We start from the raw sequence: 25,703 nt of genomic DNA on the forward strand, positions 1-25,703 counted from the left end.
GTCAGGCCGGGTTGTCGATCTCGATGAACTCATGGACCAGCCCCAGCTGTGCCGCAACATGCCCCGCCACGGCCGGCGCGCCATAGCGTTCGCTGGCGTGATGGCCACAGGCAATGAAAACGACGTCGCACTCGCGTGCGTAATGCGCCTGCGGCTCGGAAATTTCGCCTGTGATGAAGGCATCGGCGCCAGCAGCAATGGCCGCCTCGAAATAGCCCTGCGCGCCACCCGTGCACCACGCAATCTTCTGGATGGCTTTCCCGGAGCTTCCTACCACCGTGACCGTGCGCTTGAGCACCTGCTGCACGTGACTGGCCAGTGCAGCTGCATCGGCAAACGCTCCGCCATCCATGCGCTGACCCAGGAAGCCGATGTCCTGCTCGCCAAAACGCGACTGAACCTGCAAGCCCAGCCGCGCCGCGAGCTGGGCGTTGTTGCCCAGTTCCGGATGCGCGTCCAGGGGCAGGTGGTAGGCGTAGAGGTTGATGTCATGCGCCAGCAACAGGGCCAGGCGTTGTTTCATCCAGCCCGTCACGCGGCCATCCTGCCCGCGCCAGAACAGGCCATGGTGCACGAAGATGGCATCAGCCTGCGCCGCAATCGCCGCCGCGATCAGGGCCCGGCTGGCGGTGACGCCCGAGATGATCTTGCGCACTGGCAGGCGCCCTTCCACTTGCAGGCCGTTGGGGCCGTAGTCGCGAAAGCGCTCGGGTTGCAGCAGGGCATCGAAGGCCTGCAGAAGCTGGATGCGGTCCGTCATGGCGCCGATTGTCGGTCAGTTTGTGTGTCAGGCTGGCCCGGCGACACCTCGAGACTGCAGTCGCAACCCTGCCCGGCGGCAATCCAGCGGCCGGCCAGCCGCCGCAGCACCGGCAGCAGAACGGGCACCAGCCAGCCCAGATCCGTCGGCAAGGCGGCGCGCAGCACCTCCCGCGGCTGCACCATGGCACCGCAGCGGTACTGGGCCCGGTTCTCGTCCCAGCGCAGCGCCGTACAGGCACCACGGCGGTACCCCGACAGCAAAATGCCCAATGGACAGGGCTCATGCAGGCAGCAGACACCGCAGCCATTGCAGGGCTGGCCCAGGACCGGTTTGGACGGGGCAAGTGGCTGGATATGGATGATCCGCGGCAACATGGCAGGAGGCACTCTACAATTTCCCACATGAAACGTTACTGGCTGCTGTTTTCACAGGCTGTCACCGTCTTGCTGGCGGTCTATTTTGTCTTGGCTACGCTCAAGCCGGAATGGATCCTCAGTCCGCAGGGCGGATCACCGACGGTTGCCCTCTTCCAGGCGCCTTCCGACCGCAATGCCGCTCCTCCCCCTGGCAGCTTCCGCCTGGCCGCCCAGAAAGCCTCGGCCGCCGTGGTCAGCATCAACACCAGCAAGGCAGCCCGGCGCAACCCGAACAGCAACGACCCCTGGTTCCGCTTCTTTTTCGGCGACCAGGACAACGAGCCCCAGGTTGGCCTGGGCAGCGGCGTCATCGTGAGCCCGAATGGCTACATCCTGACCAACAACCATGTGATCGAGGGTGCCGACGAGATCGAAGTCATCCTCAACGACAGCCGGCGCAGCCGGGCCCGCGTGATCGGCAGCGATCCGGACAGCGATCTCGCCGTTCTGAAGATCGAACTCGACAAGCTGCCCGTCATCGTGCTGGGCAATTCCGACGCGCTGCAGGTGGGCGACCCTGTGCTGGCCATCGGCAATCCCTTCGGCGTGGGCCAGACCGTCACCAGCGGCATCGTCAGCGCCCTGGGGCGCAACCAGCTGGGCATCAACACCTTCGAGAACTTCATCCAGACCGATGCCGCCATCAACCCCGGCAACTCGGGCGGCGCGCTGGTGGATGCCAGTGGCAACCTGCTGGGCATCAACACCGCCATCTACTCACGCTCGGGCGGCAATATGGGCATCGGCTTCGCCATCCCTGTGGCCACGGCCCAGCAGGTGCTGGAGAGCATCGTCAAGGAAGGCCAGGTCACACGCGGCTGGATCGGCGTTGAGCCCAGCGACCTGTCGCCGGAACTCGCGGAAACCTTTGGCGTGAAGACGGATGAGGGCGTGATCATCACCGGTGTTCTGCAAAACGGACCGGCGGCTCTCGCCGGCATCCGTCCGGGTGATGTCATCACGAACGTGGCCGGCAAGCCGGTGCAGAACGTTTCGGAACTGTTGTCCCGGGTGGCCGCACTCAAGCCGGGCAGTCCGGCCAGCTTCGGCGTGCGCCGTCAGGACCGGACGCTGGACATCAGCATCACGCCCGGCGTTCGTCCAAAACCACGCCGCGTTCCGCAGCAATAGGATCAGGAATCAGCCGGCTCGGCGTCGGGCGCACGTGTGTGCTTGATGAAGATCTGCGCCGCCCAGATGCCGACCTCGTAGAGCAGACACATCGGGATGGCCAGCGCCAGCTGCGACACCACATCGGGCGGCGTCACGATGGCCGCGATGATGAAGGCCAGCACGACAAAATAGCCGCGGAAATCCTTGAGCTTCTGGATGCTCACCAGGCCCATGCGTGCCAGCACGATGACCACGATGGGCACCTCGAAGGCCAGGCCGAAGGCGATGAACATGGTCAGCACAAAGCTCAAATAGGCCTCGATATCCGGCGCGGCCGTGATGCTCTTGGGTGCAAAACTCTGGATGAAGGCGAAGACCTGCCCGAACACGAAGAAGTAGCAGAAGGCCACGCCGATGAAGAACAGCACCGTGCTGGAAATCACCAGCGGGAGCACCAGCTTCTTCTCATGGGTGTACAGGCCGGGCGCGACGAAGGCCCAGACCTGGTAGAGCACCACCGGCAGGGCCAGCAGGAAGGCTGCCATCAGCAGGATCTTGAGCGGCACCATGAAGGGCGAGATGACCGAGGTGGCAATCAGCGTCGTGCCTTTGGGCAGGTGCGCCACCAGCGGTTCAGCCAGGATGTCGTAGAGCGCAGCCGGGCCCGGGTAGAGGGCCAGGATGGCCGCGGCAATGGCCATGGCTATCACCGTTTTGATGAGCCGGTCGCGCAACTCGATCAGGTGCTGCACGAAGGGCTGCTCGGTACCGGCCAGCTCGTCGTCTTTGCTTTGTGGGTCTGCCATGCGTTGTTACCGGTTGCGGGGCCGTGCTGCCCGCACCCTGCCTGTGTGCTGGGCGAGCCGGCGAAGCTCAGTTCAGTTTCTGGGGCCGGTAGCGGGCCACCCGCGCCGCGCCGGACAAGGCCCGGGTACGAACGCCCTGGCGTGCCTTGTACCAATTGGGTGTGCTGCCGCGCTTGAGGCGCCAGTTCTTGCCCGGGTGCTTGTACTCGGGAGCGATATCCAGGCTGGACGACAGATCGGACGCCGACTCCAGCCCCGAGGTTGCGCCAGCCCAGTCCTTCTCGAAGTCCGATGCGGTGGTCTGGATCGAGTTCTCGACCTCATGGGCCGCCCCCTCGACCGTGCTTTTCATCTTCTTGAGCTCTTCGAGCTCCATCGACCGGTTGACTTCGGCCTTGACGTCCGACACATAACGCTGGGCCTTGCCCAGCAAGGTGCCGATGGTGCGCGCCACGCGCGGCAACTTCTCCGGCCCGATGACGATCAACGCCACCGCGCCGATGAGCGCCATCTTGGAAAGGCCGAGATCGATCATGCCGGGGGGCTACGCGGGGCGATCAGGACTTGGTCTTGGCTTCGACGTCGATGGTGTTCTTGTCAGCCGCGGGAGCTGCCGTGCTGGCCACCTGCTGGGGAGCGGGTGCAGCAGCGGGTTTCTCCTCGGTCGAGGAGCCATCCTTCATGCCGTCCTTGAAACCCTTGACGGCGCCACCCAGGTCGCTGCCCAGGTTTTTCAGCTTCTTGGTGCCGAACACCATGACCACGATCAGCAGCACGATCAGCCAGTGCCAGATGGAAAAGGAACCCATATTTCTCTCCTAAGGAATTCGTGATTTTAATCGCCACGCCGCGCAATCGGTGCGAACCGGGGAAATCAACCTTTCAACCAGGGGCGCGGACCACCGATCACGTGGATGTGCAGGTGGTGCACTTCCTGGCCGCCGTCGCCTCCGGTATTGCAGACCATGCGAAAACCGCCCTCCGGATAGGGCCGGCAGCCCTGCTCCTGGGCCAGCCGCGGCGCCAGGGCCATCATGCGCCCGAGCAGGTCCACATGGTCGGGTCCGACCTGGGCCATCGAAGGGATATGCCGCTTGGGAATCAGCAGGAAATGCACCGGCGCCCAGGGGTTGATGTCGTGAAAGGCAAAGATGTCTTCGTCCTCGTAGACCTTTTTGGCGGGAATCTTGCCGGACACCAGCTTGCAGAAGATGCAATCCGGATCGCTGTGCTTGACCTCACTCATGCGTGAAACTCCGTGAATGATGCAGGGATGGCGAGGGCTTACTGCGCCCCGCTCTCGCGGGCCAGCGCCTTGCGCAAGGCCTTTTCCTCGATGCCGCTGATGCCTTCGCGGCGCTCCAGCTCGGCGATCACGTCGGCCGGCTTCAGACCGTAGTGGGCCAGGGCGATCATGGTGTGAAACCAGAGATCGGCCACCTCGCCCACGATCTTGCTGCGCTCGCCGCCGTGGTCCGCGTCCTTGGCCGCCATCACGACCTCGGTCGCCTCCTCGCCCACCTTCTTCAGGAAGGCGTCCGGGCCCTTGTGCAGCAGTCGGGCCACGTAGCTTTTTTCAGGATCGCCACCGCGCGCTGGCAGGCGGCTCTCAATCACGGCCGCCAGGCGGGCCAGGGCATCGACAGAATTCGTGGGCTCAGCCATGGTCGTCACTTGTAGATGGTTTCGGGGTCCTTGAGGACCGGATCGACGGCACGCCAGGCGCCGTCCTTGTAAACACTGAAGAAGCAGCTGTGGCGGCCGGTGTGGCAGGCGATGCCGGGCTCGTGGCCCAGCTGGGTCACCTTGAGCAGGACCACGTCGTTGTCGCAATCCAGGCGGATTTCGTGCACGGTCTGCACGTGGCCCGACTCCTCGCCCTTGAACCAGAGCTTGCTGCGCGAGCGGCTGAAATAGACCGCACGCCCGAGCTCGGCGGTTTTCTGCAGCGCCTCGCGGTTCATCCAGGCGAACATCAGTACATCGTTGCTGCCCTGCTCCTGGGCAATCACCGGCACCAGGCCCTGCGCGTCCCATTTCACTTCGTCGAGCCAGTTCATGCGCTTATTGTCGTCCGGTTTGGTGTTCAGGCTGCCGCTTCGATACGCACCGGAATGCCGGCGCGGGCCATCCGGTCCTTGGCCTGGGCAATGGTGTACTCGCCGTAATGGAAGATGCTGGCGGCCAGCACGGCATCGGCGCCGCCGATCTTGACGCCCTCCACCAGATGGTCCAGGTTGCCCACGCCCCCCGAGGCGATGACCGGCACGCTGACGGCATCGCTGACCGCGCGCGTGAGCGCCAGGTCGAAGCCGGACTTGGTACCGTCACGGTCCATGCTGGTCAGCAGGATCTCGCCGGCGCCGTGTTCGGCCATCTGGCGCGCCCAGGCTACGGCATCCAGCCCGGTGTTCTTGCGCCCGCCGTGGCTGTAGACGTCCCAGCCCTCGCCGCGCGCCAGCAGGTCTTCGCCGTAACGGCGCTTGGCGTCAATGGCCACCACGATGCACTGGGCGCCGTACTTGTGCGAGGCGTCGCGGATGACCTGCGGGTTGGCGATGGCCGCCGAATTGAAGCTGGTCTTGTCGGCCCCGGCATTGAGCAGGCGCCGCACGTCCTCGACGGTGCGCACGCCGCCACCCACGGTCAGCGGGATGAACACCTGGGAGGCCACGGCCTCGATGATGTGCAGGATCAGGTCGCGCCCGTCGCTGGTCGCGGTGATGTCGAGGAAGGTGAGTTCGTCTGCCCCCTGCTCGTTGTAACGCGCAGCGATTTCCACCGGGTCTCCGGCATCGCGCAGTTCGACGAAATTGACGCCCTTGACAACGCGTCCGCCTGTCACGTCCAGGCAGGGAATGATACGTTTGGCCAGCATGCCCGGATTGTAGGACGGGGCGCACCCGCCCTCAGGCGAGGCTCAGTCGCTGCCAGCCCTGCCAGGTGCCGCCGGCGGGCACGGCGATGGCCTGCATGACCTGGGCCGCCTCCACGCAAAGCATGTGGGCATAACCATCGGCCGGCAGGTCGGGCAATGCGGCCGCCAGCTCCGCGCCCGGGTTCCAGACCACGGTCTGGGCCCAGCCGGGACTTTGTTCGATCCGCAGGCGCTGCGGCCCGTCGCGCAAGACCAAGGCCTGGGGCGCGGCGTCATAAACGCGGTCGAATCCCCCCTGGAAACGCAAGGGATCGGCCGCACGACCATGCTGGTCCGTCAGCGCATCCCACTCGGGCCGGCCTTCCAGGCCCGCGAGCTGCACTGCCGCGATGTCATCGACCGCCAGATAGGTGTGCAGGGCCCCGGTGAAGCTCAGGGGCACGACGTCCATGTTGTGCACGTCCAGGGTGAGCTGCAGGCAGCCCGGGCGCAATTCCAGCGCCAGGGTGAGCTCGAAAGCCTGGGGCCAGAATTGCCGCGTCGCCGCACTGGCGGACAGACGCAGGCGCATGTGCGCTGCTTCCGGCGTGAGCACAGGCGGCATGTCGGCCACCCAGGGCAAGTTGCGCGCGAAGCCATGCTTGGGCAGCGGCCCGCGCTGGTTGAACTGGGGAAAACAGACGGGAACGCCGCCGCGTATCGCGGACTGGCCGTCAAAAGCGCTGCGGGGGCTGAGATAAAGACGTTCACGGCCACCCGCCACCCAGGACACGACATGGGCGCCGTGCAAGAGGACCCGCAGGCGATCGCCGTTGGGCAGGCTCAGGGAGAGTGCAGGAAGGCCGTGAAACAGCTCGGGGCTGGGCTCAGCCATTCAGCTCGTCGGCGCGGATCTGGGCGGCTTCGAAGTCGAGGTCGCCGGTATAGATGGCGCGCCCGCAGATCACGCCCTCGACGCCTTCACTCTCCACCGCGCACAGCGCCTCGATGTCGGCCATATTGCTCAGACCACCGGAGGCGATCACCGGGATGGTCAGGGCCTGGGCCAGCTTGACCGTGGCGTCGATATTGATGCCCGAGAGCATGCCGTCACGGCCGATGTCGGTGTAGATGATGCCTTCCACACCGTAGTCCTCGAACTTCTTGCCCAGGTCGACGACTTCGTGGCGGGTCAGTTTGCTCCAGCCATCGGTTGCGACCTTGCCGTCCTTGGCGTCCAGGCCGACGATGATGTGGCCGCCGAAGGCCGTGCAGGCGTCCTGCAGGAAACCGGGGTTCTTGACGGCGGCCGTACCGATGATGACGTAGCGCAGGCCGGCGTCCAGGTAGCGCTCGATGGTGTCCAGGTCGCGGATGCCGCCACCGAGCTGCACGTCGATCTCGCTACCCACCTCCTTGAGGATGCTGCGGATGGCCAGTTCGTTCTTCGGCTGGCCCGCAAAGGCACCGTTCAGGTCTACCAGGTGCAGGCGGCGGGCGCCCTTGTTCACCCATTTGCGCGCCATCATCGCCGGATCTTCGCCGAAGGTGGTGGACTGGTCCATATCGCCCTGCTTGAGGCGCACACAGTGACCGTCTTTCAGATCAATCGCAGGAATTAAAAGCATGATGCTGGGGCAAGGTCTAGGACAGACGCGCGTTCAGGTTGAACCGGGCGAAGAATCAGGGGTTCCAGTGGAGGAAGTTGCGATAGAGGGCCAGGCCGTGGGCAGCGCTTTTCTCTGGGTGGAATTGTGTCGCAAAAATATTATCGCGTGCAATCGCCGCCGTGAAGCGGCCACCATAGTCTGCCTCGCCTGCGCTGTGGCGCGCATCCGACGGTCGGGCATAGAAACTGTGCACGAAATAGTAGTAGCTGCCGTCCGGCACGCCGGCCCACACCGGGTGGCGCCCCTGGCCAGGGTCCATCTGCCGCACCTGGTTCCAGCCCATCTGCGGTACCTTGTAACGGCTGCCATCGGGCTGCAGGCGGCCGGCCAGGTCGAACTTGACGACTTCGCCGTGGATCAGGCCCAGGCCCGGCGTATCACCCTCGGCGCTGTGGTCCAGCATCATCTGCATGCCCACACAGACACCGAACAGGGGCTTGGTCGCTGCCGCCTCCAGCACCGCATCACGCAGGCCGGATTCCTGCAATTCGCGCATGCAGTCCGGCATGGCCCCCTGCCCCGGCAGTACGACGCGGGCCGCCGCCCGCACCTCATCGGGGCGCGAGGTGATGAGCACGTGCCAACCGCTGCCCTGGGCCGCGGCCTGCACGGCCTGCGACACCGAGCGCAGATTGCCCATGCCGTAGTCCACCACGGCGACGGTCTTGGCCGGCAGTCCGGAAGTCATACGGCTAGAGCGATCCCTTGGTCGAGGGAATGGTGCCCACCGAGCGCGAGTCGATTTCCAGCGCAGCGCGCAGGGCGCGGGCAAAAGCCTTGAACACCGTCTCGGCCTGGTGGTGGGCATTTTCACCACGCAGGTTGTCGATGTGCAGCGTGACGAAGGCGTGGTTCACGAAACCCTGGAAGAACTCATAGGCCAGCTGGCTGTCGAAGCTGCCGATCATGCCGCTCTTGAAAGGCACGTGCATCTCCAGGCCAGGACGGCCGGAAAAGTCGATCACCACACGCGACAGCGCCTCGTCCAGCGGCACGTAGGCGTGGCCGTAACGGCGGATACCTTTTTTGTCGCCGACGGCCTTGGCCACGGCCTGGCCCAGGGTGATGCCCACGTCTTCCACCGTGTGGTGGCCGTCGATGTGCAAGTCGCCCTTGGCCTGGATGTCCAGGTCGATCAGGCCGTGGCGCGCGATCTGGTCCAGCATGTGATCGAAGAAACCGATGCCGGTCGACAGGTTCGACTTACCCGTTCCGTCCAGGTTGACCTTGACGGTGATCTGGGTCTCCGCGGTGTTGCGGGTGACTTCGGCAATACGTGGTGTGCTCATAAGGATTCTTTCAGCGCGGCCAGCATCAGCTGGTTTTCCTGCGGCGTGCCCACCGTCAGGCGCAGGCAATTGGCCAGCAGGGGATGCAATTTCGACACATTCTTCACCAGGACCTTGCGCGCCTTCATGCCTTCGAAGGTCTTGGCCGCATCGGGCACGCGCAGCAGGATCATGTTGGCGTCGCTGTTCCAGACCCGGACCCCGGGCAGGGCCTTCAACGCTTCCAAAATCATAGCACGCTGGGCTTTTATCTCCTGCGCCTGGGCCGCAAACACGTCGGTGTGCTCGAGCGCAAACAGCGCGCACTCGTAGTTCAGCACGCTGACGTTGTAAGGCGGGCGTACCTTGTCGACCTCGGCGATCAGCGCCGCCGGGCCCATCATGTAACCCAGCCGCACGCCGGCCAGACCGAACTTGGAGAGCGTGCGCATCAGCAGCACATGGCTGTTGGCCGCCGGCTTGGCGCGGATGCGCTCCAGCCAGCTGCGCGCGGCAAAGGGCTGGTAGGCCTCGTCCATCACCACCAGGCCACCCTGCTCGCCCACGGCGGCAATGATCTTCTCGATCGCGGTGTCGTTCCAGAGATTGGCTGTCGGGTTGTTCGGATAGGCGATGTAGGTGATGCTGGGTTTGTGCTTGGCAATGGCCCCCAGCATGGCAACCACATCCAGTTCGAACTCCGGCGTGAGCGGCACGCCGTGAAAGGCCAGGCCTTGCAGCTGCGCGCTCATGGCGTACATCACAAAACCCGGCACCGGCGCCAGGATGGAAGCGCCCGGCACGTCGCAGGCCATGGCCAGCAGGGAGATCAGTTCGTCCGAGCCGTTGCCCAGCATCAGCTCGTAGCCCTCGGGCATGCCGGCGTAGCTTGCGAGCGCGGCCCGCAGATCGTTGACGCGGTCGTCCGGATAGCGGTTCAGCGCCAGCTGGCCCAGGCGCTGACCCAACTCAGCCTGCAGCGCGGGCGGCAGGCTGTAGGGGTTCTCCATGGCGTCGAGCTTGACCAGACCCGCCGACGCCTGCACGGCATAGGCATGCATGCCCTGGACATCCTGGCGGATCAGGCGCTGCAGCTTGGGATCGAGGACCGTCATTTCTTGTGATCTTTCAGGCGCATCTCAGCCGCGCGGGCATGGGCTTGCAGACCTTCACCGTGCGCCAGCACCGAGGCGATCTGCCCCAGGGTCTGCGCGCCGGCTTCGCTGACCTCGATCAGGCTGCTGCGTTTCTGGAAGTCATAGACGCCCAGCGGCGAGGAGAAACGCGCAGTGCCGCTGGTGGGCAGCACGTGGTTGGGGCCGGCGCAGTAATCACCCAGCGACTCGCTGGTGTAAGCCCCGAGGAAGATGGCCCCGGCGTGCTTGAGCAGGGGCTCCCAGCGGTTCGGCTCCTTGCTGGAGACTTCCAGGTGCTCGGGCGCAATGCGGTTGCTGATGGCGCAGGATTCTTCCATGCTGCGCGTGTGGATCAGGGCACCGCGGCCGTTGAGCGACTTGGCAATGATCTCGGCGCGCGGCATCTGGGGCAGCAGGCGGTCGATCTCGCGCTGTACGGCGTCGATATATGCCGCATCGGGGCACAGCAGGATGCTCTGCGCCAGTTCGTCGTGCTCGGCCTGGCTGAACAGGTCCATGGCCACCCAGTCGGCCGGTGTGCTGCCGTCGGCCAGCACCAGGATTTCGCTGGGGCCGGCGATCATGTCGATGCCGACCTGGCCAAAGACACGGCGCTTGGCGCTGGCCACATAGGCATTGCCGGGGCCGGTGATCTTGTCCACGCCGGGCACGGTGGCCGTACCGTAGGCCAGGGCCGCCACGGCCTGGGCGCCGCCGATGGTGAAGGCACGCGTGACGCCGGCCACATAAGCGGCCGCCAGCACCAGCGGGTTTTTCTCGCCGCGCGGGGTAGGCACCACCATGATGATCTCGCCCACCCCGGCCACATGGGCGGGAATGGCGTTCATCAGCACGGAAGACGGATAAGCGGCCTTGCCGCCCGGCACGTAGATGCCCACACGGTCCAGCGGCGTGACCTTCTGGCCCAGCAGGGTGCCGTCGGCATCACGGTAGCTCCAGCTCTCGCCGCTGGCACGCTTCTGTGCCTCGTGGTAGCTGCGCACACGCTGGGCAGCAGCGGTCAGGGCCTCGCGCTGCGCCGCAGGCAGCGCTTCATAGGCGGCCTTCAGTTCGTCCTGCGTCAACTCCAGCGCCTGCATCGACGTGGCCGGCAACCCGTCGAAGCGCGCGGTGTACTCCAGCACGGCGGCATCGCCGCGCATACGCACGTCGGCCAGGATCTCGGCCACGCGCAACTCGATGGCCGCATCGGTCTCGCCGGACCAGTGCTGGCGCTCCTTGAAACGCTGCTCGAAATCAGCTTGCGCGGTGGACAGGCGCAAGGGGCGGGCCTGGAGGCTCATGGCTGCCCCAGTGCCTGGCCGAAGGCGTCGATGATGCGGCGGATCGGTTCGCGCTTGAGCTTGAGCGCGGCCTGGTTGACGACCAGACGCGAGCTGATGTCCATGATGCGCTCGACCTCGACCAGGTGATTGGCCTTGAGCGTGTTGCCGGTGGAGACCAGGTCGACGATGGCGTCGGCCAGACCGGTCAGCGGCGCCAGCTCCATGCTGCCGTAGAGCTTGATCAGGTCCACGTGCACGCCCTTGGCGGCAAAGAATTCGCGTGCGATGGCCACGTACTTGGTCGCCACGCGCAGGCGCGCGCCCTGGCGTACCGCGGCGGCGTAGTCGTAGCCTTCGCGCACGGCCACGCTCACGCGGCACTTGGCGATCTGCAGATCCAGCGGCTGGTAGAGCCCGTCGCTGCCATGCTCGATCAGTGTGTCCAGGCCGGTGATGCCCAGATCGGCGCCGCCGTACTGCACATAGGTCGGCACATCGGTGGCACGCACCAGCACCACACGCACCTCGGGCTGGTTGGTGGCCAGGATGAGCTTGCGGGTTTTCTCGGGATCGTCCAGCACCTCGATGCCGGCCGCCTTGAGCAGGGGCAGGGTCTCGTCGAAGATGCGACCTTTGGAGAGGGCGAGTGTGATCATTGGGTCATTTTCTCACTTGATACGCTCGATGTCCGCGCCTATGGCTGCCAGCTTGGCTTCCATGCGGTCATAACCCCTGTCCAGATGATAGATGCGGTCGACAACGGTCTCCCCCTCGGCTACCAGGCCGGCGATCACCAGGCTGGCCGAGGCCCGCAGGTCGGTGGCCATGACGGTGGCGCCCGAGAGATGCGCGACCCCTTCGATCACGGCCACCTTGCCGTCGATCTGGATCCTGGCGCCCAGGCGCACCAGCTCGTTGACGTGCATGAAACGGTTTTCGAAGATGGTCTCGGTCACCTTGGCCGTCCCCTGGGCGATGCAGTTGAGCGCCATGAACTGGGCCTGCATATCGGTGGGGAAACCCGGGTACTCGGTGGTGCGAAAGCTCTGCGCCTGCAACCGGCCCTGCGACTGCACGCGGATGCCCTCGGGCAAGGCGGTCACGGTGGCGCCCGCGGCCACCAGCTTCTCGATCACGGCGTCCAGATGGTCGGCGCGACCATACTTGAGCACCACATCGCCCCCCGTGGCCGCCACGGCACACAGGAAGGTGCCCGCCTCGATGCGGTCGGCCACCACCTGGTGCTCACAGCCGTGCAAGGCCTCCACGCCCTGGATACGGATGCGGCTGCTGCCGTGCCCCTCGATCTTCGCGCCCATCTTGATGAGCATTTCGGCCAGATCCGGAATCTCCGGCTCCTGCGCCGCGTTTTCCAGGATGGTCTCGCCTTCGGCCAGGGTCGCAGCCATCAACAGGTTCTCGGTGCCGGTGACGGTGACCATGTCGGTCGTGATGCGCGCGCCCTGCAGGCGTTTCCTGCCCTTGGGCAATTTGGCAATCATGTAACCATGTTCGACCGTGATCTCGGCCCCCATGGCCGTCAGGCCCTTGATGTGCTGGTCCACCGGTCGCGAGCCGATGGCGCAGCCGCCGGGCAGCGAGACTGTGGCCTCGCCAAAGCGGGCCAGCAGCGGACCCAGGGCCAGCACCGAAGCGCGCATGGTCTTGACCAGTTCGTACGGCGCTTCCGGACTGCTCAGGGTGGACGCATCGATGTGCACCGTGCCGTCGTCGCTCTGCTGAACCTGCACGCCCATGTTGCGGATCAGCTTGAGCATGGTGGACACGTCCTGCAGGCGCGGCACGTTGAGCAGCGTCACCGGCTGCGCCGTCAGGAGGGCAGCACAGAGCTCGGGCAGGGCCGCGTTCTTGGCGCCGGAAATCGGCACTTCACCGCGCAGCTCGCGCCCGCCGCGTATCAGCAATTTATCCATGGTCGTTCACTTCGCTTGCGCGGCCCATTCGGCCGGCGTATAGGTTTTCATGGACAGGGCATGCACTTCGTCGGTGTGCATCTTCTGGCCCAGCGTGGCATAAACGCGCTGGTGACGCTGGATGGGGCGCTTGCCCTCGAACTCGGGCGAGACGATGGTGGCATACCAATGGCGCCCGTCACCCGTGAGCTCGATGTGCTCGCACGTCAGTGCGGCGGCGATGAGGGTCTGGAGTTCATCTGCAGTCATGTTGTTTATCCGCGTATCTTGTAGCCGGTGCGCAGCAGTTGCACGGCCAGGCTGCCAACCCCCAGCAGCGCGATGCCCACGATGGCCAGGCTCAACCAGGGCGAGACATCACTCACGCCAAAGAAACCGTGGCGGAAGCCGTCGATCATGTAGAAGAAGGGGTTGAGGTGGCTCACCCCCTGCCAGAAGGCCGGCAGGGAATGGATGGAATAGAACACGCCGCTGAGGAAGGTCATGGGCATGATGACGAAATTCTGGAAGGCCGCCAGCTGATCGAACTTCTCGGCCCACAGGCCGGCGATCAGGCCCAGCGAGCCCAGCAGGGCCGCCCCCAGCACAGCAAACACCAGAATCCACAGCGGCGCCTGGATCGTGAGGTCGGTGAACCAGAAGGTCACCAGGAACACCCCCGAGCCCACCACCAGGCCACGCAGCACCGAAGAGCCGACGTAGGCCAGGTACCAGGCCCAGTGCGACAGGGGGGTGAGCAGCAGGAAGACCAGGTTGCCCATGATCTTGCTCTGGATCAGCGAGGACGAACTGTTGGCAAAGGCGTTCTGCAGCACGCTCATCATCACCAGCCCGGGAATGAGGAAAGCGGTGTAGCCGATGCGGTCGTAGACCTTGACGTGGTCTTCCAGCACATGGCCGAAGATCAGCAGGTAGAGCACGGCCGTGAGCACCGGCGCGGCGATGGTCTGGAAGCTGACCTTCCAGAAACGCAGCACTTCCTTGTACAGCAGGGTCTGCCAGCCGCTCATTTCTGATCTCCCATCACCTGGAGGAAGACATCTTCCAGATCGGCTTTGGTGATCTCGACATCGTCCACGACCACCCCGGCCTCGCGCACGGCGGCCAGGTAGGTCTCGATCTCGCGCGCGTCATGCGCGGGAAACTGCACGATGCGTCCGGTCACCCGCGCCTGCTTGGCCAGGCCGGCCGGCAGCTGCCCCTCGATTTTCATGCGCAGCACATGGCTGGACGCGGTCTTGAGCAATTCGCTGGTGCGTTCCAGCGCCACCACCCGGCCCGCCTTGAGCATGGCAATGCGGCCGCACAGGGCCTCGGCCTCCTCCAGATAGTGCGTGGTCAACAGCACCGTGTGGCCCTGCTTGTTCAGACGCGAGACGAAGGCCCACAGAGTCTGGCGCAACTCCACGTCGACGCCAGCGGTGGGCTCGTCCAGCACGATGACCGGTGGCTTGTGCACCAGGGCCTGGGCCACCAGCACACGCCGCTTCATGCCGCCGGAGAGCTGGCGCATATTGGCCTGGGCCTTGTCGGCCAGGCCCAGGCTTTCCAGAAGCTCGTCGATCCAGGCGTCGTTGTTCTTCACGCCGAAATAGCCAGACTGGATGCGCAGGGTTTCGCGCACATTGAAGAAGGGGTCGAACACCAGTTCCTGGGGCACCACGCCGAGCAGCTTGCGCGCCTGGGCGTAGTCGGCCTGCACGTCATGGCCCAGCACGGACACTTTGCCCTGGCTGGCACGCACCAGGCCGGCCAGGATGCTGATCAGGGTGGTCTTACCCGCGCCATTGGGGCCGAGCAGGCCGAAGAACTCGCCCTCCTCGATGTCCAGGCTGACATCGTCCAGAGCGGCGAAGGTGGCGCCCTTGGGACCGCGGGCGAGCGGATAGAGCCGGGAGACGGACTGGAAGGAGATGGCGGGCATGGGAACCCGCTATTTTAGGCGCTCGCGGGAGCCCCTGCGCTCAGGTGGCCGGCAACAGCAGTTCGGCCACCCCATAGAGGCGGGCCAGATCGACCAGGCGGGAGGAAAGGTTGCGAATTTCGAAACCCTTGTCGCGCTTCAGGCTGGCACGGCGGAACTCCAGCAGCACGGACAGGGCGGAAGAATCGAAGCGTTGGAGCGAAGCTGCGTCCACCACCACCGCGGCCCCCGTCTGCGACGGCAGGCCCTGCACCAGCATGCGCAGACAGGCCGAGGCCTGCTTGTGGGTCAGTTCAGAGGGTAGGACCAGCATGTTCAGGCCTTCCTGGCATTGGCCTTGTTGCGCTCGACCAGCGAGGCAATCAGGCCGTCGATGCCCTTGGCATGGACCTCCTGGGCGAACTGGCTGCGGTAGGTTTCCACCAGCCAGACGCCCATGACGTTGAGGTTGTAGATCTTCCAGCCCCGGCCCTCACCCGGGGTTTTCTCCAGGCGGTAGTCCAGCTGCACGGGTTCAGGATTGCCCTTGCCCTTGACTTCCGTGCGGACCACGACTTCCTTGTCCTCTGGCGCCGCACGCATGGGCTTGAGAGATACCGTCATGTCGTTGACCTGTGACAGGGCGCCGGCGTAGGTGCGCACCAGCAGGATCTTGTATTCCTCCTGCAGGCGCTTCTTCTGCTCCGGGGTGGCCTGGCGCCAGCCGGGCCCGACCGAGGCCGCCGTCATGCGCTGGAAATTCACGTTGGGCATGATCTTGCTGTCGACCAGGGCGATCAGGCGATTGATGTCGCCGTTCTTGATGGCCGCATCAGCCTTGATGCTGTCGAGCACCTCGTTCGACAGCTTCAGGATCACGACATCAGCACCTTCGTCGGCCGCCCAGGCAGGCGTCCAGGCCGGTGCCAGAAGAATGGCCATGGCGGCACAGGCGGCCAGCAGGCGATGGAAAACTCGTCGTTGCATGGTGTAACACTCCAGAACACAGGCAATGCGTCGGCTGGATGCCGACCTCACCGTAACGCCCGCCAGCTCTTCCCAGCCGACAGGGAAGACATCATTTGGCAGTTTCATCCCCGTCAGTCTCGACATCTTCGATCATCGGCTCTTCGGGCGGGTTCCCGTCATAGACAAGATTGCGTCGATGCTGCAGATAGGCGTCGCGCAGGAAAGTATATTTGTCCAGGGCAGCCCCTTCAAGCAGGTCTTCCTGCTTGAGCAGGCGTCCCCGCTTGTGAACCACGCGCACGCCGATCAGCGTATTGCGCGTGGGCACATCCTCGATATGGGTCACGAGGTCCCCACGCCAATCCGCGGGCAGGGCAGCGGTATCGCGCACCGTCGAGGGCCCCAGCAAGGGCAGCATGACATAAGGCCCCGCCCCCACCCCCCAATAACCCAGGGTCTGGCCGAAATCCTCGTTGTGGCGCGGGATCTGCATCTCGCTGGCCACGTCCAGCACGCCCGCCAGCCCGAAGAAGGAATTCACCCAGAAGCGGGTGAAACTCTCGCCGGCAGCCTGTCCCTTGAGCTGCAACACGCTGTTGACCGTGGTCCAGGCATCTTCGAGATTGGCGAAGAAGTTGCCGATGCCCCTGCGCAGCAGCTCAGGCGTGGACTCCTGGTAAACCGTGGCCACCGGCTTGAGCACGGCGCGGTCGAGCGCATCGTTGAACTTGTAGACACCCCGGTTCCAGGGTTCCAGAGGGTCCGCAGGATTGGCTTGCGGACCGGTCGCGCAGCCGGTCATAAGCAAGCCCAGCGCCAGCGCCAGCAGGCGCAACAGCCAGGACTGCAGAACTGGCCGGCCCGGGTGTGAGCAACCCGCCAACGTCATTTCTTGGCCGCGTTCGGCCCAGCGCCTTCAGCCGACTTGTTGTAGATGAACTGGCCGATCAGGTTTTCCAGCACGATGGCCGACTGGGTGGAGGAAATGACGTCACCTGCGCCCAGGTTCTTCTCCTCGGCGCCGGCCTCGATGCCGATGTACTGGTCACCCAGCAGACCGCTGGTAAGAACCTTGAGCGAGCTGTCCTTGGGAAATTTGTACCGGCTCTCCATGGCCAGCACCACGCGGGCCTGGAACGTCTTGTCATCGAAGGTGATTCCCTCGACGCGGCCCACCACCACGCCACCACTCTTGACGGCCGCCTTGGGCTTGAGCCCCCCGATGTTGTCGAACCGGGCCTCGACGCGGTAGGTGGACTGGAAGCTCAGGTTCAGCAGATTGGCGGCCTGCAGCGCCAGGAACAGGATGGCCCCCCCGCCGATCAGGACAAACAGGCCGACCCACACATCATTTTTTGAGCGTTGCACCACACTCTCCTCAAATCGTAAACATCATTGCCGTCAGGATGAAATCCAGACCCAAAACCGCCAGCGAGGCCATCACCACGGTCCGCGTGGTGGCACTCGACACCCCTTCAGGCGTCGCCTGCGCCTCATAACCTTGCAACAAGGCCACGAAGCTCACAGTGAAGCCGAACACGATGCTTTTCACGACACCATTGCCCACGTCATTCCAGACATCGACGCCGCCCTGCATCTGGCTCCAGAAAGCCCCCGGATCAACGCCGATCATGACCACACCGACCAGCCAGCCCCCCATCACGCCCACCGCGCTGAAGACGGCGGCCAGCAGAGGCATGGCGATCACGCCGCCCCAGAAGCGCGGCGCCAGGATGCGGCGGACCGGGTCGACTGCCATCATTTCCATGGCGCTGAGTTGCTCGCCCGCCTTCATCAGGCCGATCTCGGCGGTCAGCGAGGTACCGGCACGGCCGGCAAACAGCAAGGCCGCCACCACCGGGCCGAGTTCGCGCACCAGGCTCAGCGCCACCATCTGGCCCAGCGCCTCGGTCGAGCCGTAGTCCACCAGGATGTAGTAACCCTGCAGGCCCAGCACGAAACCCACGAACAGGCCCGAGACCACGATGATCGCCAGTGAGTGGTTGCCCAGGAAATGCACCTGGTCGCGCACCAGCCCCAGGCGCTTGAAGGTGGGGCCGGCCAGCTGCACCAGCCGAAAGAACAGCCGCGTCGCGTAGCCCATGTCGTCGAGCTTGCGCCGCACGGCATAACCGACATCGGATGGGCGCCACCAGCTCATGCTTGTACCTCGCCGAAATCCTGCTCGACGCTGGGGCCAGGATAGTGAAAATGCACCGGCCCTTCGGCCCGGGCCTGCACGAACTGCTGCACCAGGGGATCCGTCGAGCGCTTCACTTCATCAGGCGTGCCCTGGGCCGCGATGCCGCCGTTGGCCAGGATCACCACCTGGTCGGCAATCTGGAAGGTTTCCTCCAGGTCGTGCGACACGACGATGCTGGTCAGCCCCATGGCGTCATTCAAACGACGGATCAGTTGGGCGGCCGTACCCAGGGAAATCGGGTCCAGCCCGGCAAACGGCTCGTCGTACATCACCAGCTCGGGGTCGAGCACGATGGCCCGCGCCAGCGCCACACGCCGCGCCATGCCGCCCGAGACCTCGCTGGGCATCAGATCGCGCGCACCGCGCAAGCCGACGGCATTGAGCTTCATCAACACCAGGTGACGAACCAGTTCCTCGGTCAGATCGGTATGTTCGCGCAGGGGAAACGCCACGTTCTCGAACACGCTGAGATCGGCGAACAGGGCACCGAACTGGAACAGCATGCCCATGCGGCGCCGCGCCAGGTACAGCTGGTGCTGGTCCATGCGGGTCACATCTTCGCCATCGAAAAGCACCTCACCCTGCTGGGCCAGGTTCTGCCCGCCAATCAGGCGCAGGACGGTGGTCTTGCCTCCGCCGGACGCCCCCATCAGGGCGGTCACCTTGCCACGCGGAATGCTCAGGCTGACGTTGTCAAGAATGACGCGGTCACTGTAGCCAAAGGTGACGTTGCGCAGCTCGACCAAGGGAGTGTCTGATGATGCAGCCATAAAAATGCAAAAGCCGGCGTGTTCCGGCTTTTGCATCATACGGCAAAGCGGCTGGTCAGCGCGGCAGGGTGCTGACCCCCATCAGGAACTCGTCGACGGCACGCGCGGCCTGGCGTCCCTCGCGCATGGCGGGCGGCCAGCCCGCCATTCCTGTTGCGCCCATCGGGCGATTCGGGAAGGCCGCCTAGCGCGGAAGGGTGCTGCTACCCATCAGAAACTCATCGACGGCCCGGGCAGCCTGGCGGCCTTCCCGAATCGCCCACACCACCAGGCTCTGTCCGCGGCGGATGTCGCCCGCCGCAAAGACCTTGGGTGCGCTGGTGAGGTAGCCACCCTGGAAGTCCGTGCCGGCCTTGGCGTTGCCACGGGCATCCTTGCCGACGCCAAAGGCATCCAGGATGGTCGCCACCGGGCTGACAAAACCCATGGCCAGCAACACCAGATCCGCCTTGTATTCCTTCTCGGTACCCGGAATCTCGACGAACTTGCCGTCCTTGAGCTCGACGTGCACGGTCTTCAGGCCGGTGACCTTGCCGTTCTTGCCCATGAATTCCTTGGTCGAGACGGCGAACTCGCGCGCACAGCCTTCCTCGTGGCTGGAGCTGGTGCGCAGCTTGAGCGGCCAGTAGGGCCAGACCAGGGGCTTGTTCTCCTGCTCGGGCGGCTGGGGCATCACTTCGAACTGGGTCACGCTGGCCGCGCCATGGCGGTTGCTGGTACCGACGCAGTCGGAGCCCGTGTCGCCGCCACCGATCACGATGACGTGCTTGCCATCGGCGCGGATCTGGTCCTTGATCTTGCCGCCCGCGTTGATGCGGTTCTGCATGGGCAGGAATTCCATGGCGAAATGGACGCCATCGAGGTCACGCCCCGGCACGGGCAGGTCGCGCGACTGCTCGGCACCACCGGCCAGCACCACCGCATCAAACTCCTTCTGGAGTTGCGCGGGGCTGACCGTTTCCTTGGCCCAGTTGGTGACCTTGGAGTCCTTGGGCAATTCGCCGACCATGACGTTGGTCTTGAACACCACGCCCTCGGCTTCCATCTGCTTCACCCGGCGGTCGATGTGCGACTTGTCGAACTTGAAGTCGGGAATCCCGAAGCGCAGCAAGCCGCCGATGGTGTCGTTCTTCTCGAACACGGTCACGGCGTGACCAACACGTGCCAGCTGCTGGGCGGCCGCCATGCCGGCCGGGCCCGAGCCGACGACGGCGATCTTCTTGCCGGTCTTCACAGTGGCCGGCTGCGGCTTGACCCAGCCCTGCTCCCAGGCCTTGTCGATGATGGCGTGCTCGATCGATTTGATGCCCACGGCATCGTCATTGATGTTGAGCGTGCAGGCCGCCTCGCAGGGCGCCGGGCAGACACGACCCGTGAAATCCGGGAAGTTGTTGGTCGAGTGCAGCACCTCGATCGCGTTCTTCCAGTCGCCCTGGTAGACCAGGTCGTTGAAGTCCGGGATGATGTTGTTGACCGGGCAGCCGCTGTTGCAAAAAGGTGTGCCGCAATCCATGCAGCGTGCGCCCTGCACCTTGGCCTGCTCATCGCTCAGGCCGATCACGAATTCCTTGTAGGTCTTGACGCGCTTCGCCACGGGCTCGTAGCCCTCCTCGATGCGCTCGTACTCCATGAAGCCGGTGACTTTTCCCATGATGCTTTCCTGTTTCTCTGTTCAGTTGGGGACAGAGCAGATTCGCTACGCAAATCCTGATCTGTCCCGCAAAGCCATTACTTGGCCGGAGCGGCTTCTTTCTTGGCCGCGACCTTGGCGGGAGCGGGCGCAGCCTTCTTGGCGTTGATCTCGCCCAGGGCGCGCTTGTACTCGTTCGGGAACACCTTGACGAACTTGGCGCGGGCTTCGGTCCAGTGGTCCAGCAGTTCGCGTGCACGCTTGCTGCCGGTCCAGCGGTGGTGGTCTTCCAGCAGCTTCTTGAGCTGTGCTTCGTCGGTCTGGTCGCGATGCCAGATGGCGCGCGGGATGTTTTTTTCCTGCTCGGCCGCCGGCAGCACCTTGTCCAGCGACACCATGGCGGTGTTGCAGCGCGTAGCAAATTGACCATCCTCGTCATAGACGTAGGCCAGACCACCGCTCATGCCGGCAGCAAAGTTGCGGCCGGTCTTTCCCAGCACGGCCGCCGTGCCACCCGTCATGTACTCGCAGCCATGGTCACCCGTGCCTTCGACTACGGCGTTGGCCCCCGAGAGGCGCACGGCAAAACGCTCGCCGGCCACGCCGCTGAAGAAAGCCTCGCCACTGGTGGCGCCGTACATCACGGTGTTGCCGACGATGATGTTGCGGGTGGATTCGCCGCGGAAGTCGATGCTCGGGCGCACCACGATGCGGCCGCCCGACAAGCCCTTGCCGGTGTAGTCGTTGGCGTCACCGATCAGGTACAGAGTGATGCCGCGCGCCAGGAAAGCACCGAAGGACTGACCACCCGTGCCTTCGAGCTGTATGCGCAGGGTGTCGTCTGCCAGGCCTTCCGGGTGCACCTTGGTCAGTGCGCCCGAGAGCATGGCACCCACGGAGCGGTTGACGTTGCGCACCACCTCCATGAACTGGACCTTCTCGCCCTTGTCGATGGCGGCCCGGGATTTCTCGATCAGCACGCGGTCCAGGCTCTTCTCCAGGCCGTGCTCCTGCTCGGCCACATGGAAAACGGGCACGCCGGCGGGCACGATGGGCATCGCGAACAGACGGCTGAAGTCCAGGCCACGGGCCTTCCAGTGCTCCAGGCCCTTGCGCATGTCCAGCAGATCGGCGCGACCGATCATGTCATCGAACTTGCGGATGCCCAGCTGCGCCATGATCTGGCGCACTTCTTCGGCGATGAAGAAGAAGAAGTTCACCACGTGCTCGGGCTTGCCCGAGAATTTCTTGCGCAGCACCGGGTCCTGCGTGGCCACGCCCACCGGGCAGGTGTTGAGGTGGCACTTGCGCATCATGATGCAGCCCTCGACCACCAGCGGCGCGGTGGCGAAACCGAACTCGTCGGCCCCCAGCAGGGCACCGATGGCCACGTCTCGGCCGGTCTTCATCTGGCCATCGGCCTGCACACGGATGCGGCCGCGCAGGCGGTTGAGCACCAGGGTCTGCTGGGTCTCGGCCAGGCCGATTTCCCAGGGGCTGCCGGCGTGTTTGATGGACGACCAGGGCGAAGCCCCCGTGCCGCCATCGTGGCCGGCGATCACAACGTGGTCACTCTTGCACTTGGCCACACCCGCGGCGATGGTGCCCACACCGATTTCGGACACCAGCTTGACGCTGATGCTGGCGTGCGGCGCCACGTTTTTCAGGTCGTGGATCAGCTGGGCCAGATCCTCGATCGAGTAGATGTCATGGTGCGGCGGCGGCGAGATCAGGCCCACGCCCGGCACAGAGTAGCGCAGCTTGCCGATGTAGTCGGACACCTTGCCGCCCGGCAGCTGGCCGCCTTCGCCCGGCTTCGCACCCTGGGCCATCTTGATCTGGATCTGGTCCGAACTCGACAGGTATTCGGCGGTGACGCCAAAACGGCCCGAGGCCACCTGCTTGATCTTGGAGCGCAGCGAGTCACCGGCTTCCAGCGGCAGGTCGACTTCAACCTGTTCAGCGCCGATCACGCTCTTGAGCGTCTCGCCCTTCTTGATCGGAATGCCCTTGAGTTCATTGCGGTAGCGGGCCGGATCTTCGCCGCCCTCGCCGGTATTGCTCTTGCCGCCGATGCGGTTCATGGCCACGGCCAGCGTGGCATGCGCCTCGGTGGAAATGGAGCCCAGGGACATGGCGCCGGTGGCAAAACGCTTGACGATCTCGCTGGCGGGCTCGACCTCTTCCACCGGAATGGCCTTGGCAGGATCGAGCTTGAACTCGAACAGGCCGCGCAGCGTCATGTGCCGCTGACTCTGGTCGTTGATGATCTGCGCGTATTCCTTGTAGGTGCTGAAGCTGTTGGCACGCGTGCTGTGCTGCAGCTTGGCAATGGCGTCCGGCGTCCACATGTGCTCTTCGCCACGGGCCCGCCAGGCGTATTCGCCGCCGGTATCCAGCATGGTGGCCAGCACCGGATCGTTGCCGTAGGCGGCCTTGTGCATGCGGATGGCTTCCTCGGCCATCTCGAAAACACCGATGCCTCCCACGCGGCTGGGCGTGCCCGTGAAATATTTTTCGATGGTTGCGTCGTTGATGCCGATGGCTTCGAACAGCTGGGCACCGCAGTAGCTCATGTAGGTCGACACGCCCATCTTGGACATGATCTTGGACAGGCCCTTGCCGATCGCCTTGATGTAGTTGTAGATGGCCTTGTCGGCGCTCAGGTCACCCGGCAGATCCTGGTGCATGGCAGCCAGGGTTTCCATCGCGAGGTAGGGGTGCACCGCTTCGGCACCATAGCCGGCCAGCACGCCGAAGTGATGCACTTCACGCGCGGTGCCGGTTTCGACCACCAAGCCGGCCGAGGTGCGCAGGCCCTCACGCACCAGGTGCTGGTGGATGGCCGACAGCGCCAGCAGCGCGGGTATGGCCACCTGGGTGGCGCTGATCGCGCGATCGCTGATGATCAGGATGTTCTTGCCACCCTTGATGGCGTCAACGGCTTCGGCGCACAGCGACGCCAGCTTGGCTTCCACGCCCTCGTGGCCCCAGGCCAGCGGATAGGTGATATCCAGCGTGGCGCTGCGGAACTTGCCCTGCGTAGTGGTCTCGATGTTGCGCAGCTTGGCCATGTCCGAGAAGTCCAGGATAGGCTGGCTCACCTCGAGACGCATGGGCGGGTTGACCTGGTTGATGTCCAGCAGGTTCGGCTTGGGCCCGATGAAGGACACCAGCGACATCACGATGGCTTCGCGGATCGGGTCGATCGGCGGGTTGGTCACCTGGGCAAACAGCTGCTTGAAGTAGTTGTACAGCGGCTTGTTCTTGTCGGAGAGAACGGCCAGCGGGCTGTCGTTGCCCATGGAGCCGATGCCCTCTTCGCCGTTGACGGCCATGGGCGCCATCAGGAACTTGATGTCTTCCTGCGTCATGCCGAAAGCCTGCTGGCGATCCAGCAGCCTTGCGGCATCGGCGGCGGGCACCTCGGCCACACCGGTCTCGACATCGTCGAGCTTGATGCGCAGGTTCTCGATCCACTGCTTGTAGGGCTTGCTGTTGGCGAGGCTGGCCTTGAGCTCCTCGTCGTCGATCATGCGGCCCTGCTCCAGGTCGATCAGGAACATCTTGCCGGGCTGCAGGCGCCACTTGCGCACGATCTTGCTCTCCGGCACCGGCAGCACGCCCGACTCGGAGCCCATGATGACCAGGTCGTCGTCGGTGATGCAGTAGCGCGAGGGACGCAGGCCGTTGCGGTCCAGCGTGGCGCCGATCTGGCGGCCGTCGGTGAACACGATGGAGGCCGGGCCGTCCCAGGGCTCGAGCATGGCGGCGTGGTATTCGTAGAAAGCCTTGCGGCGCTCGTCCATGGTGGTGTGCTGCTCCCACGGTTCGGGGATCATCATCATCACGGCCTGGCTGATCGGGTAGCCAGCCATGGTCAGCAGTTCCAGGCAGTTGTCAAAGGTGGCGGTATCCGACTGGCCGGCAAAGCTGATCGGATAGAGCTTCTGCAGGTCTTCACCCAGCACCGGCGATGACATTACGCCTTCGCGCGCTTTCATCCAGTTGTAGTTGCCCTTGACGGTATTGATCTCGCCGTTGTGCGCCACATAACGGTAGGGGTGAGCCAGCGGCCACTCCGGGAAGGTATTGGTCGAGAAACGCTGATGCACCAGACCCAGGGCCGAGACGCAGCGCTTGTCCTGCAGGTCCAGGAAGTAGGTGCCCACTTGGTCGGCCAGCAGCAGGCCTTTGTAGACCACGGTGCGGCTGGACATGCTGGGAACGTAGTATTCCTTGCTGTGCTTGAGTTGCAGGGCCTGGATGGCGGCACTCGCGGTCTTGCGGATCACATAAAGCTTGCGCTCCAGTGCGTCCTGCACGATCACATTGCTGCCGCGGCCGATGAAGACCTGGCGCAGCACCGGCTCCTTCTCGCGCACGGTGGGCGACATCGGCATGTCGCGGTTGACCGGCACATCGCGCCAGCCCAGCAGCACCTGGCCTTCGGCCTTGATGGCACGCTCCATCTCCTGCTCGCAGGCCAGGCGGGAGGCATGCTCCTTGGGCAGAAAGATCATGCCCACGCCATACTCACCGGGCGGCGGCAGGGTGACGCCCTGCTTGGCCATCTCCTCGCGGTACAGGGTGTCCGGCAGCTGGATCAGGATGCCGGCGCCGTCACCCATGAGCTTGTCAGCGCCCACTGCGCCCCGGTGGTCGAGGTTTTCCAGGATCTTGAGCGCGCCCTGCACGATGTCATGGGTCTTGTGGCCCTTGATGTGCGCGACGAAGCCTACGCCGCAGGCGTCATGTTCATTGGCGCTCGAATACAAACCGTTTTCTTGGAGATGCTTAATCTCGGCAGCCGTGGTCATGGCGCACTCCTAAATATTTCGCAGGGGTCGTTAGCATAGTGCACCGCAACAATATTTCCAAGGAAAATAATTGGGGTCAGATTCTTATTATTTTTCTACTTTTCCGTTCTCAAAATAATTGGGGACATATTAAATACATCCAAGTCACGGCTCGGGAAT

General features: G+C 64.4%; 29 protein-coding genes. 1 reads left to right on the forward strand and 28 read right to left on the reverse strand.

Features of this window, described 5'->3' with window-relative positions; translation table 11 throughout:
* Position 1: 1 nt before the first annotated feature.
* Together AO057_RS00415 and AO057_RS00420 are read right to left on the reverse strand one after the other, a co-directional pair.
* Positions 2–760, reverse strand: a complete 759-nt coding sequence (locus AO057_RS00415; RefSeq protein ID WP_057673765.1) for a Nif3-like dinuclear metal center hexameric protein — start codon at positions 758–760, stop codon at positions 2–4.
* Positions 757–1,137, reverse strand: coding sequence for a hypothetical protein (locus tag AO057_RS00420; protein ID WP_057673766.1), 381 nt, complete (start codon positions 1,135–1,137; stop codon positions 757–759). The genes AO057_RS00415 and AO057_RS00420 overlap by 4 nt, the downstream gene beginning before the upstream one ends.
* A gap of 27 nt (positions 1,138–1,164) precedes the next feature.
* Between AO057_RS00420 and AO057_RS00425 the strand changes: the two genes are divergently transcribed.
* Positions 1,165–2,310 (forward strand): S1C family serine protease, encoded by a 1,146-nt coding sequence (locus AO057_RS00425; RefSeq protein ID WP_057673767.1) that lies wholly within the window; start codon positions 1,165–1,167, stop codon positions 2,308–2,310.
* 2 nt (positions 2,311–2,312) lie between these two features.
* Here AO057_RS00425 and tatC read toward each other — a convergent pair whose 3' ends face one another.
* The 26 genes from tatC to AO057_RS00555 form a co-directional block, all read right to left on the reverse strand.
* Positions 2,313–3,098 carry a twin-arginine translocase subunit TatC gene (gene tatC / locus AO057_RS00430; protein WP_057673768.1) on the reverse strand — a complete coding sequence of 262 codons (786 nt, stop codon included), beginning with the start codon at positions 3,096–3,098 and terminating at the stop codon, positions 2,313–2,315.
* 67 nt (positions 3,099–3,165) lie between these two features.
* On the reverse strand, positions 3,166–3,633 hold the full coding sequence (tatB, locus tag AO057_RS00435; protein WP_057673769.1) for a Sec-independent protein translocase protein TatB: 468 nt from the start codon (positions 3,631–3,633) through the stop codon (positions 3,166–3,168).
* Between the two features lie 22 nt (positions 3,634–3,655).
* Positions 3,656–3,907 (reverse strand): Sec-independent protein translocase subunit TatA, encoded by a 252-nt coding sequence (tatA, locus tag AO057_RS00440; RefSeq protein ID WP_057673770.1) that lies wholly within the window; start codon positions 3,905–3,907, stop codon positions 3,656–3,658.
* Between the two features lie 65 nt (positions 3,908–3,972).
* Positions 3,973–4,344 carry a histidine triad nucleotide-binding protein gene (locus tag AO057_RS00445; protein WP_057673771.1) on the reverse strand — a complete coding sequence of 124 codons (372 nt, stop codon included), beginning with the start codon at positions 4,342–4,344 and terminating at the stop codon, positions 3,973–3,975.
* A gap of 38 nt (positions 4,345–4,382) precedes the next feature.
* A complete protein-coding gene (locus AO057_RS00450) occupies positions 4,383–4,763 on the reverse strand; it encodes a phosphoribosyl-ATP diphosphatase (RefSeq protein ID WP_057673772.1) in 381 nt (126 codons plus the stop codon).
* A 5-nt stretch (positions 4,764–4,768) separates the two neighbouring features.
* Positions 4,769–5,158 carry a phosphoribosyl-AMP cyclohydrolase gene (gene hisI, locus AO057_RS00455; protein ID WP_057673773.1) on the reverse strand — a complete coding sequence of 130 codons (390 nt, stop codon included), beginning with the start codon at positions 5,156–5,158 and terminating at the stop codon, positions 4,769–4,771.
* A gap of 26 nt (positions 5,159–5,184) precedes the next feature.
* A complete protein-coding gene (hisF, locus tag AO057_RS00460; RefSeq protein ID WP_057673774.1) occupies positions 5,185–5,976 on the reverse strand; it encodes an imidazole glycerol phosphate synthase subunit HisF in 792 nt (263 codons plus the stop codon).
* A gap of 31 nt (positions 5,977–6,007) precedes the next feature.
* Entirely contained in the window at positions 6,008–6,850 is an 843-nt protein-coding gene (locus AO057_RS00465) for a D-hexose-6-phosphate mutarotase (protein WP_057673775.1), read from the reverse strand.
* Complete coding sequence (gene hisA / locus AO057_RS00470) at positions 6,843–7,583, reverse strand: 1-(5-phosphoribosyl)-5-[(5-phosphoribosylamino)methylideneamino]imidazole-4-carboxamide isomerase (protein WP_057673776.1); 741 nt, start codon at positions 7,581–7,583, stop codon at positions 6,843–6,845. The genes AO057_RS00465 and hisA overlap by 8 nt, the downstream gene beginning before the upstream one ends.
* 55 nt (positions 7,584–7,638) lie before the next feature.
* Positions 7,639–8,313: an imidazole glycerol phosphate synthase subunit HisH gene (gene hisH, locus AO057_RS00475; RefSeq protein WP_057673777.1), complete on the reverse strand. Its 675-nt coding sequence runs from the start codon at positions 8,311–8,313 to the stop codon at positions 7,639–7,641.
* A 4-nt stretch (positions 8,314–8,317) separates the two neighbouring features.
* Complete coding sequence (hisB, locus tag AO057_RS00480) at positions 8,318–8,914, reverse strand: imidazoleglycerol-phosphate dehydratase HisB (protein WP_057673778.1); 597 nt, start codon at positions 8,912–8,914, stop codon at positions 8,318–8,320.
* On the reverse strand, positions 8,911–10,008 hold the full coding sequence (gene hisC, locus AO057_RS00485; RefSeq protein WP_057673779.1) for a histidinol-phosphate transaminase: 1,098 nt from the start codon (positions 10,006–10,008) through the stop codon (positions 8,911–8,913). The genes hisB and hisC overlap by 4 nt, the downstream gene beginning before the upstream one ends.
* Positions 10,005–11,333: a histidinol dehydrogenase gene (gene hisD / locus AO057_RS00490; protein ID WP_057673780.1), complete on the reverse strand. Its 1,329-nt coding sequence runs from the start codon at positions 11,331–11,333 to the stop codon at positions 10,005–10,007. The genes hisC and hisD overlap by 4 nt, the downstream gene beginning before the upstream one ends.
* Positions 11,330–11,971, reverse strand: coding sequence for an ATP phosphoribosyltransferase (gene hisG, locus AO057_RS00495; RefSeq protein WP_057673781.1), 642 nt, complete (start codon positions 11,969–11,971; stop codon positions 11,330–11,332). The genes hisD and hisG overlap by 4 nt, the downstream gene beginning before the upstream one ends.
* 12 nt (positions 11,972–11,983) lie before the next feature.
* Entirely contained in the window at positions 11,984–13,249 is a 1,266-nt protein-coding gene (gene murA / locus AO057_RS00500; RefSeq protein ID WP_057673782.1) for a UDP-N-acetylglucosamine 1-carboxyvinyltransferase, read from the reverse strand.
* Between the two features lie 6 nt (positions 13,250–13,255).
* Positions 13,256–13,498 (reverse strand): BolA family protein, encoded by a 243-nt coding sequence (locus AO057_RS00505; protein WP_057673783.1) that lies wholly within the window; start codon positions 13,496–13,498, stop codon positions 13,256–13,258.
* 5 nt (positions 13,499–13,503) lie between these two features.
* A complete protein-coding gene (locus AO057_RS00510) occupies positions 13,504–14,259 on the reverse strand; it encodes an ABC transporter permease (RefSeq protein WP_057673784.1) in 756 nt (251 codons plus the stop codon).
* Entirely contained in the window at positions 14,256–15,173 is a 918-nt protein-coding gene (locus AO057_RS00515) for an ABC transporter ATP-binding protein (protein ID WP_057673785.1), read from the reverse strand. Before AO057_RS00515 ends, AO057_RS00510 begins: the two co-directional genes overlap by 4 nt.
* Positions 15,174–15,213: 40 nt before the next feature.
* Entirely contained in the window at positions 15,214–15,486 is a 273-nt protein-coding gene (locus tag AO057_RS00520) for an STAS domain-containing protein (protein WP_057673786.1), read from the reverse strand.
* 2 nt (positions 15,487–15,488) lie between these two features.
* Complete coding sequence (locus AO057_RS00525) at positions 15,489–16,139, reverse strand: MlaC/ttg2D family ABC transporter substrate-binding protein (protein ID WP_057673787.1); 651 nt, start codon at positions 16,137–16,139, stop codon at positions 15,489–15,491.
* Between the two features lie 91 nt (positions 16,140–16,230).
* The gene (locus tag AO057_RS00530) at positions 16,231–16,923 is read right to left on the reverse strand and encodes an MlaA family lipoprotein (RefSeq protein ID WP_240480807.1); all 693 of its coding nucleotides are present in this window, start codon (positions 16,921–16,923) and stop codon (positions 16,231–16,233) included.
* An 83-nt stretch (positions 16,924–17,006) separates the two neighbouring features.
* Positions 17,007–17,489 carry an outer membrane lipid asymmetry maintenance protein MlaD gene (mlaD, locus tag AO057_RS00535; RefSeq protein ID WP_057673789.1) on the reverse strand — a complete coding sequence of 161 codons (483 nt, stop codon included), beginning with the start codon at positions 17,487–17,489 and terminating at the stop codon, positions 17,007–17,009.
* 10 nt (positions 17,490–17,499) lie between these two features.
* Positions 17,500–18,282 (reverse strand): lipid asymmetry maintenance ABC transporter permease subunit MlaE, encoded by a 783-nt coding sequence (gene mlaE, locus AO057_RS00540; RefSeq protein ID WP_057673790.1) that lies wholly within the window; start codon positions 18,280–18,282, stop codon positions 17,500–17,502.
* Positions 18,279–19,094, reverse strand: a complete 816-nt coding sequence (locus tag AO057_RS00545; protein ID WP_057673791.1) for an ABC transporter ATP-binding protein — start codon at positions 19,092–19,094, stop codon at positions 18,279–18,281. Before AO057_RS00545 ends, mlaE begins: the two co-directional genes overlap by 4 nt.
* Positions 19,095–19,278: 184 nt before the next feature.
* On the reverse strand, positions 19,279–20,745 hold the full coding sequence (locus AO057_RS00550; RefSeq protein ID WP_057673792.1) for a glutamate synthase subunit beta: 1,467 nt from the start codon (positions 20,743–20,745) through the stop codon (positions 19,279–19,281).
* Positions 20,746–20,822: 77 nt separating this feature from the next.
* A complete protein-coding gene (locus AO057_RS00555; protein ID WP_057673793.1) occupies positions 20,823–25,544 on the reverse strand; it encodes a glutamate synthase-related protein in 4,722 nt (1,573 codons plus the stop codon).
* Positions 25,545–25,703 lie beyond the last annotated feature (159 nt).

Source organism: Curvibacter sp. PAE-UM (assembly GCF_001432305.1).
In the GTDB taxonomy this organism is placed as follows: domain Bacteria; phylum Pseudomonadota; class Gammaproteobacteria; order Burkholderiales; family Burkholderiaceae_C; genus Hylemonella.

Coding starts and splice junctions, on each gene's coding strand:
- AO057_RS00415 (WP_057673765.1), bottom strand. CDS start 760: ATGACGGACCGCATCCAGCTTCTGCAGGCCTTCGATGCCCTGCTGCAA.
- AO057_RS00420 (WP_057673766.1), bottom strand. CDS start 1,137: ATGTTGCCGCGGATCATCCATATCCAGCCACTTGCCCCGTCCAAACCG.
- AO057_RS00425 (WP_057673767.1), top strand. CDS start 1,165: ATGAAACGTTACTGGCTGCTGTTTTCACAGGCTGTCACCGTCTTGCTG.
- tatC (WP_057673768.1), bottom strand. CDS start 3,098: ATGGCAGACCCACAAAGCAAAGACGACGAGCTGGCCGGTACCGAGCAG.
- tatB (WP_057673769.1), bottom strand. CDS start 3,633: ATGATCGATCTCGGCCTTTCCAAGATGGCGCTCATCGGCGCGGTGGCG.
- tatA (WP_057673770.1), bottom strand. CDS start 3,907: ATGGGTTCCTTTTCCATCTGGCACTGGCTGATCGTGCTGCTGATCGTG.
- AO057_RS00445 (WP_057673771.1), bottom strand. CDS start 4,344: ATGAGTGAGGTCAAGCACAGCGATCCGGATTGCATCTTCTGCAAGCTG.
- AO057_RS00450 (WP_057673772.1), bottom strand. CDS start 4,763: ATGGCTGAGCCCACGAATTCTGTCGATGCCCTGGCCCGCCTGGCGGCC.
- hisI (WP_057673773.1), bottom strand. CDS start 5,158: ATGAACTGGCTCGACGAAGTGAAATGGGACGCGCAGGGCCTGGTGCCG.
- hisF (WP_057673774.1), bottom strand. CDS start 5,976: ATGCTGGCCAAACGTATCATTCCCTGCCTGGACGTGACAGGCGGACGC.
- AO057_RS00465 (WP_057673775.1), bottom strand. CDS start 6,850: ATGGCTGAGCCCAGCCCCGAGCTGTTTCACGGCCTTCCTGCACTCTCC.
- hisA (WP_057673776.1), bottom strand. CDS start 7,583: ATGCTTTTAATTCCTGCGATTGATCTGAAAGACGGTCACTGTGTGCGC.
- hisH (WP_057673777.1), bottom strand. CDS start 8,313: ATGACTTCCGGACTGCCGGCCAAGACCGTCGCCGTGGTGGACTACGGC.
- hisB (WP_057673778.1), bottom strand. CDS start 8,914: ATGAGCACACCACGTATTGCCGAAGTCACCCGCAACACCGCGGAGACC.
- hisC (WP_057673779.1), bottom strand. CDS start 10,008: ATGACGGTCCTCGATCCCAAGCTGCAGCGCCTGATCCGCCAGGATGTC.
- hisD (WP_057673780.1), bottom strand. CDS start 11,333: ATGAGCCTCCAGGCCCGCCCCTTGCGCCTGTCCACCGCGCAAGCTGAT.
- hisG (WP_057673781.1), bottom strand. CDS start 11,971: ATGATCACACTCGCCCTCTCCAAAGGTCGCATCTTCGACGAGACCCTG.
- murA (WP_057673782.1), bottom strand. CDS start 13,249: ATGGATAAATTGCTGATACGCGGCGGGCGCGAGCTGCGCGGTGAAGTG.
- AO057_RS00505 (WP_057673783.1), bottom strand. CDS start 13,498: ATGACTGCAGATGAACTCCAGACCCTCATCGCCGCCGCACTGACGTGC.
- AO057_RS00510 (WP_057673784.1), bottom strand. CDS start 14,259: ATGAGCGGCTGGCAGACCCTGCTGTACAAGGAAGTGCTGCGTTTCTGG.
- AO057_RS00515 (WP_057673785.1), bottom strand. CDS start 15,173: ATGCCCGCCATCTCCTTCCAGTCCGTCTCCCGGCTCTATCCGCTCGCC.
- AO057_RS00520 (WP_057673786.1), bottom strand. CDS start 15,486: ATGCTGGTCCTACCCTCTGAACTGACCCACAAGCAGGCCTCGGCCTGT.
- AO057_RS00525 (WP_057673787.1), bottom strand. CDS start 16,139: ATGCAACGACGAGTTTTCCATCGCCTGCTGGCCGCCTGTGCCGCCATG.
- AO057_RS00530 (WP_240480807.1), bottom strand. CDS start 16,923: ATGACCGGCTGCGCGACCGGTCCGCAAGCCAATCCTGCGGACCCTCTG.
- mlaE (WP_057673790.1), bottom strand. CDS start 18,282: ATGAGCTGGTGGCGCCCATCCGATGTCGGTTATGCCGTGCGGCGCAAG.
- AO057_RS00545 (WP_057673791.1), bottom strand. CDS start 19,094: ATGGCTGCATCATCAGACACTCCCTTGGTCGAGCTGCGCAACGTCACC.
- AO057_RS00550 (WP_057673792.1), bottom strand. CDS start 20,745: ATGGGAAAAGTCACCGGCTTCATGGAGTACGAGCGCATCGAGGAGGGC.
- AO057_RS00555 (WP_057673793.1), bottom strand. CDS start 25,544: ATGACCACGGCTGCCGAGATTAAGCATCTCCAAGAAAACGGTTTGTAT.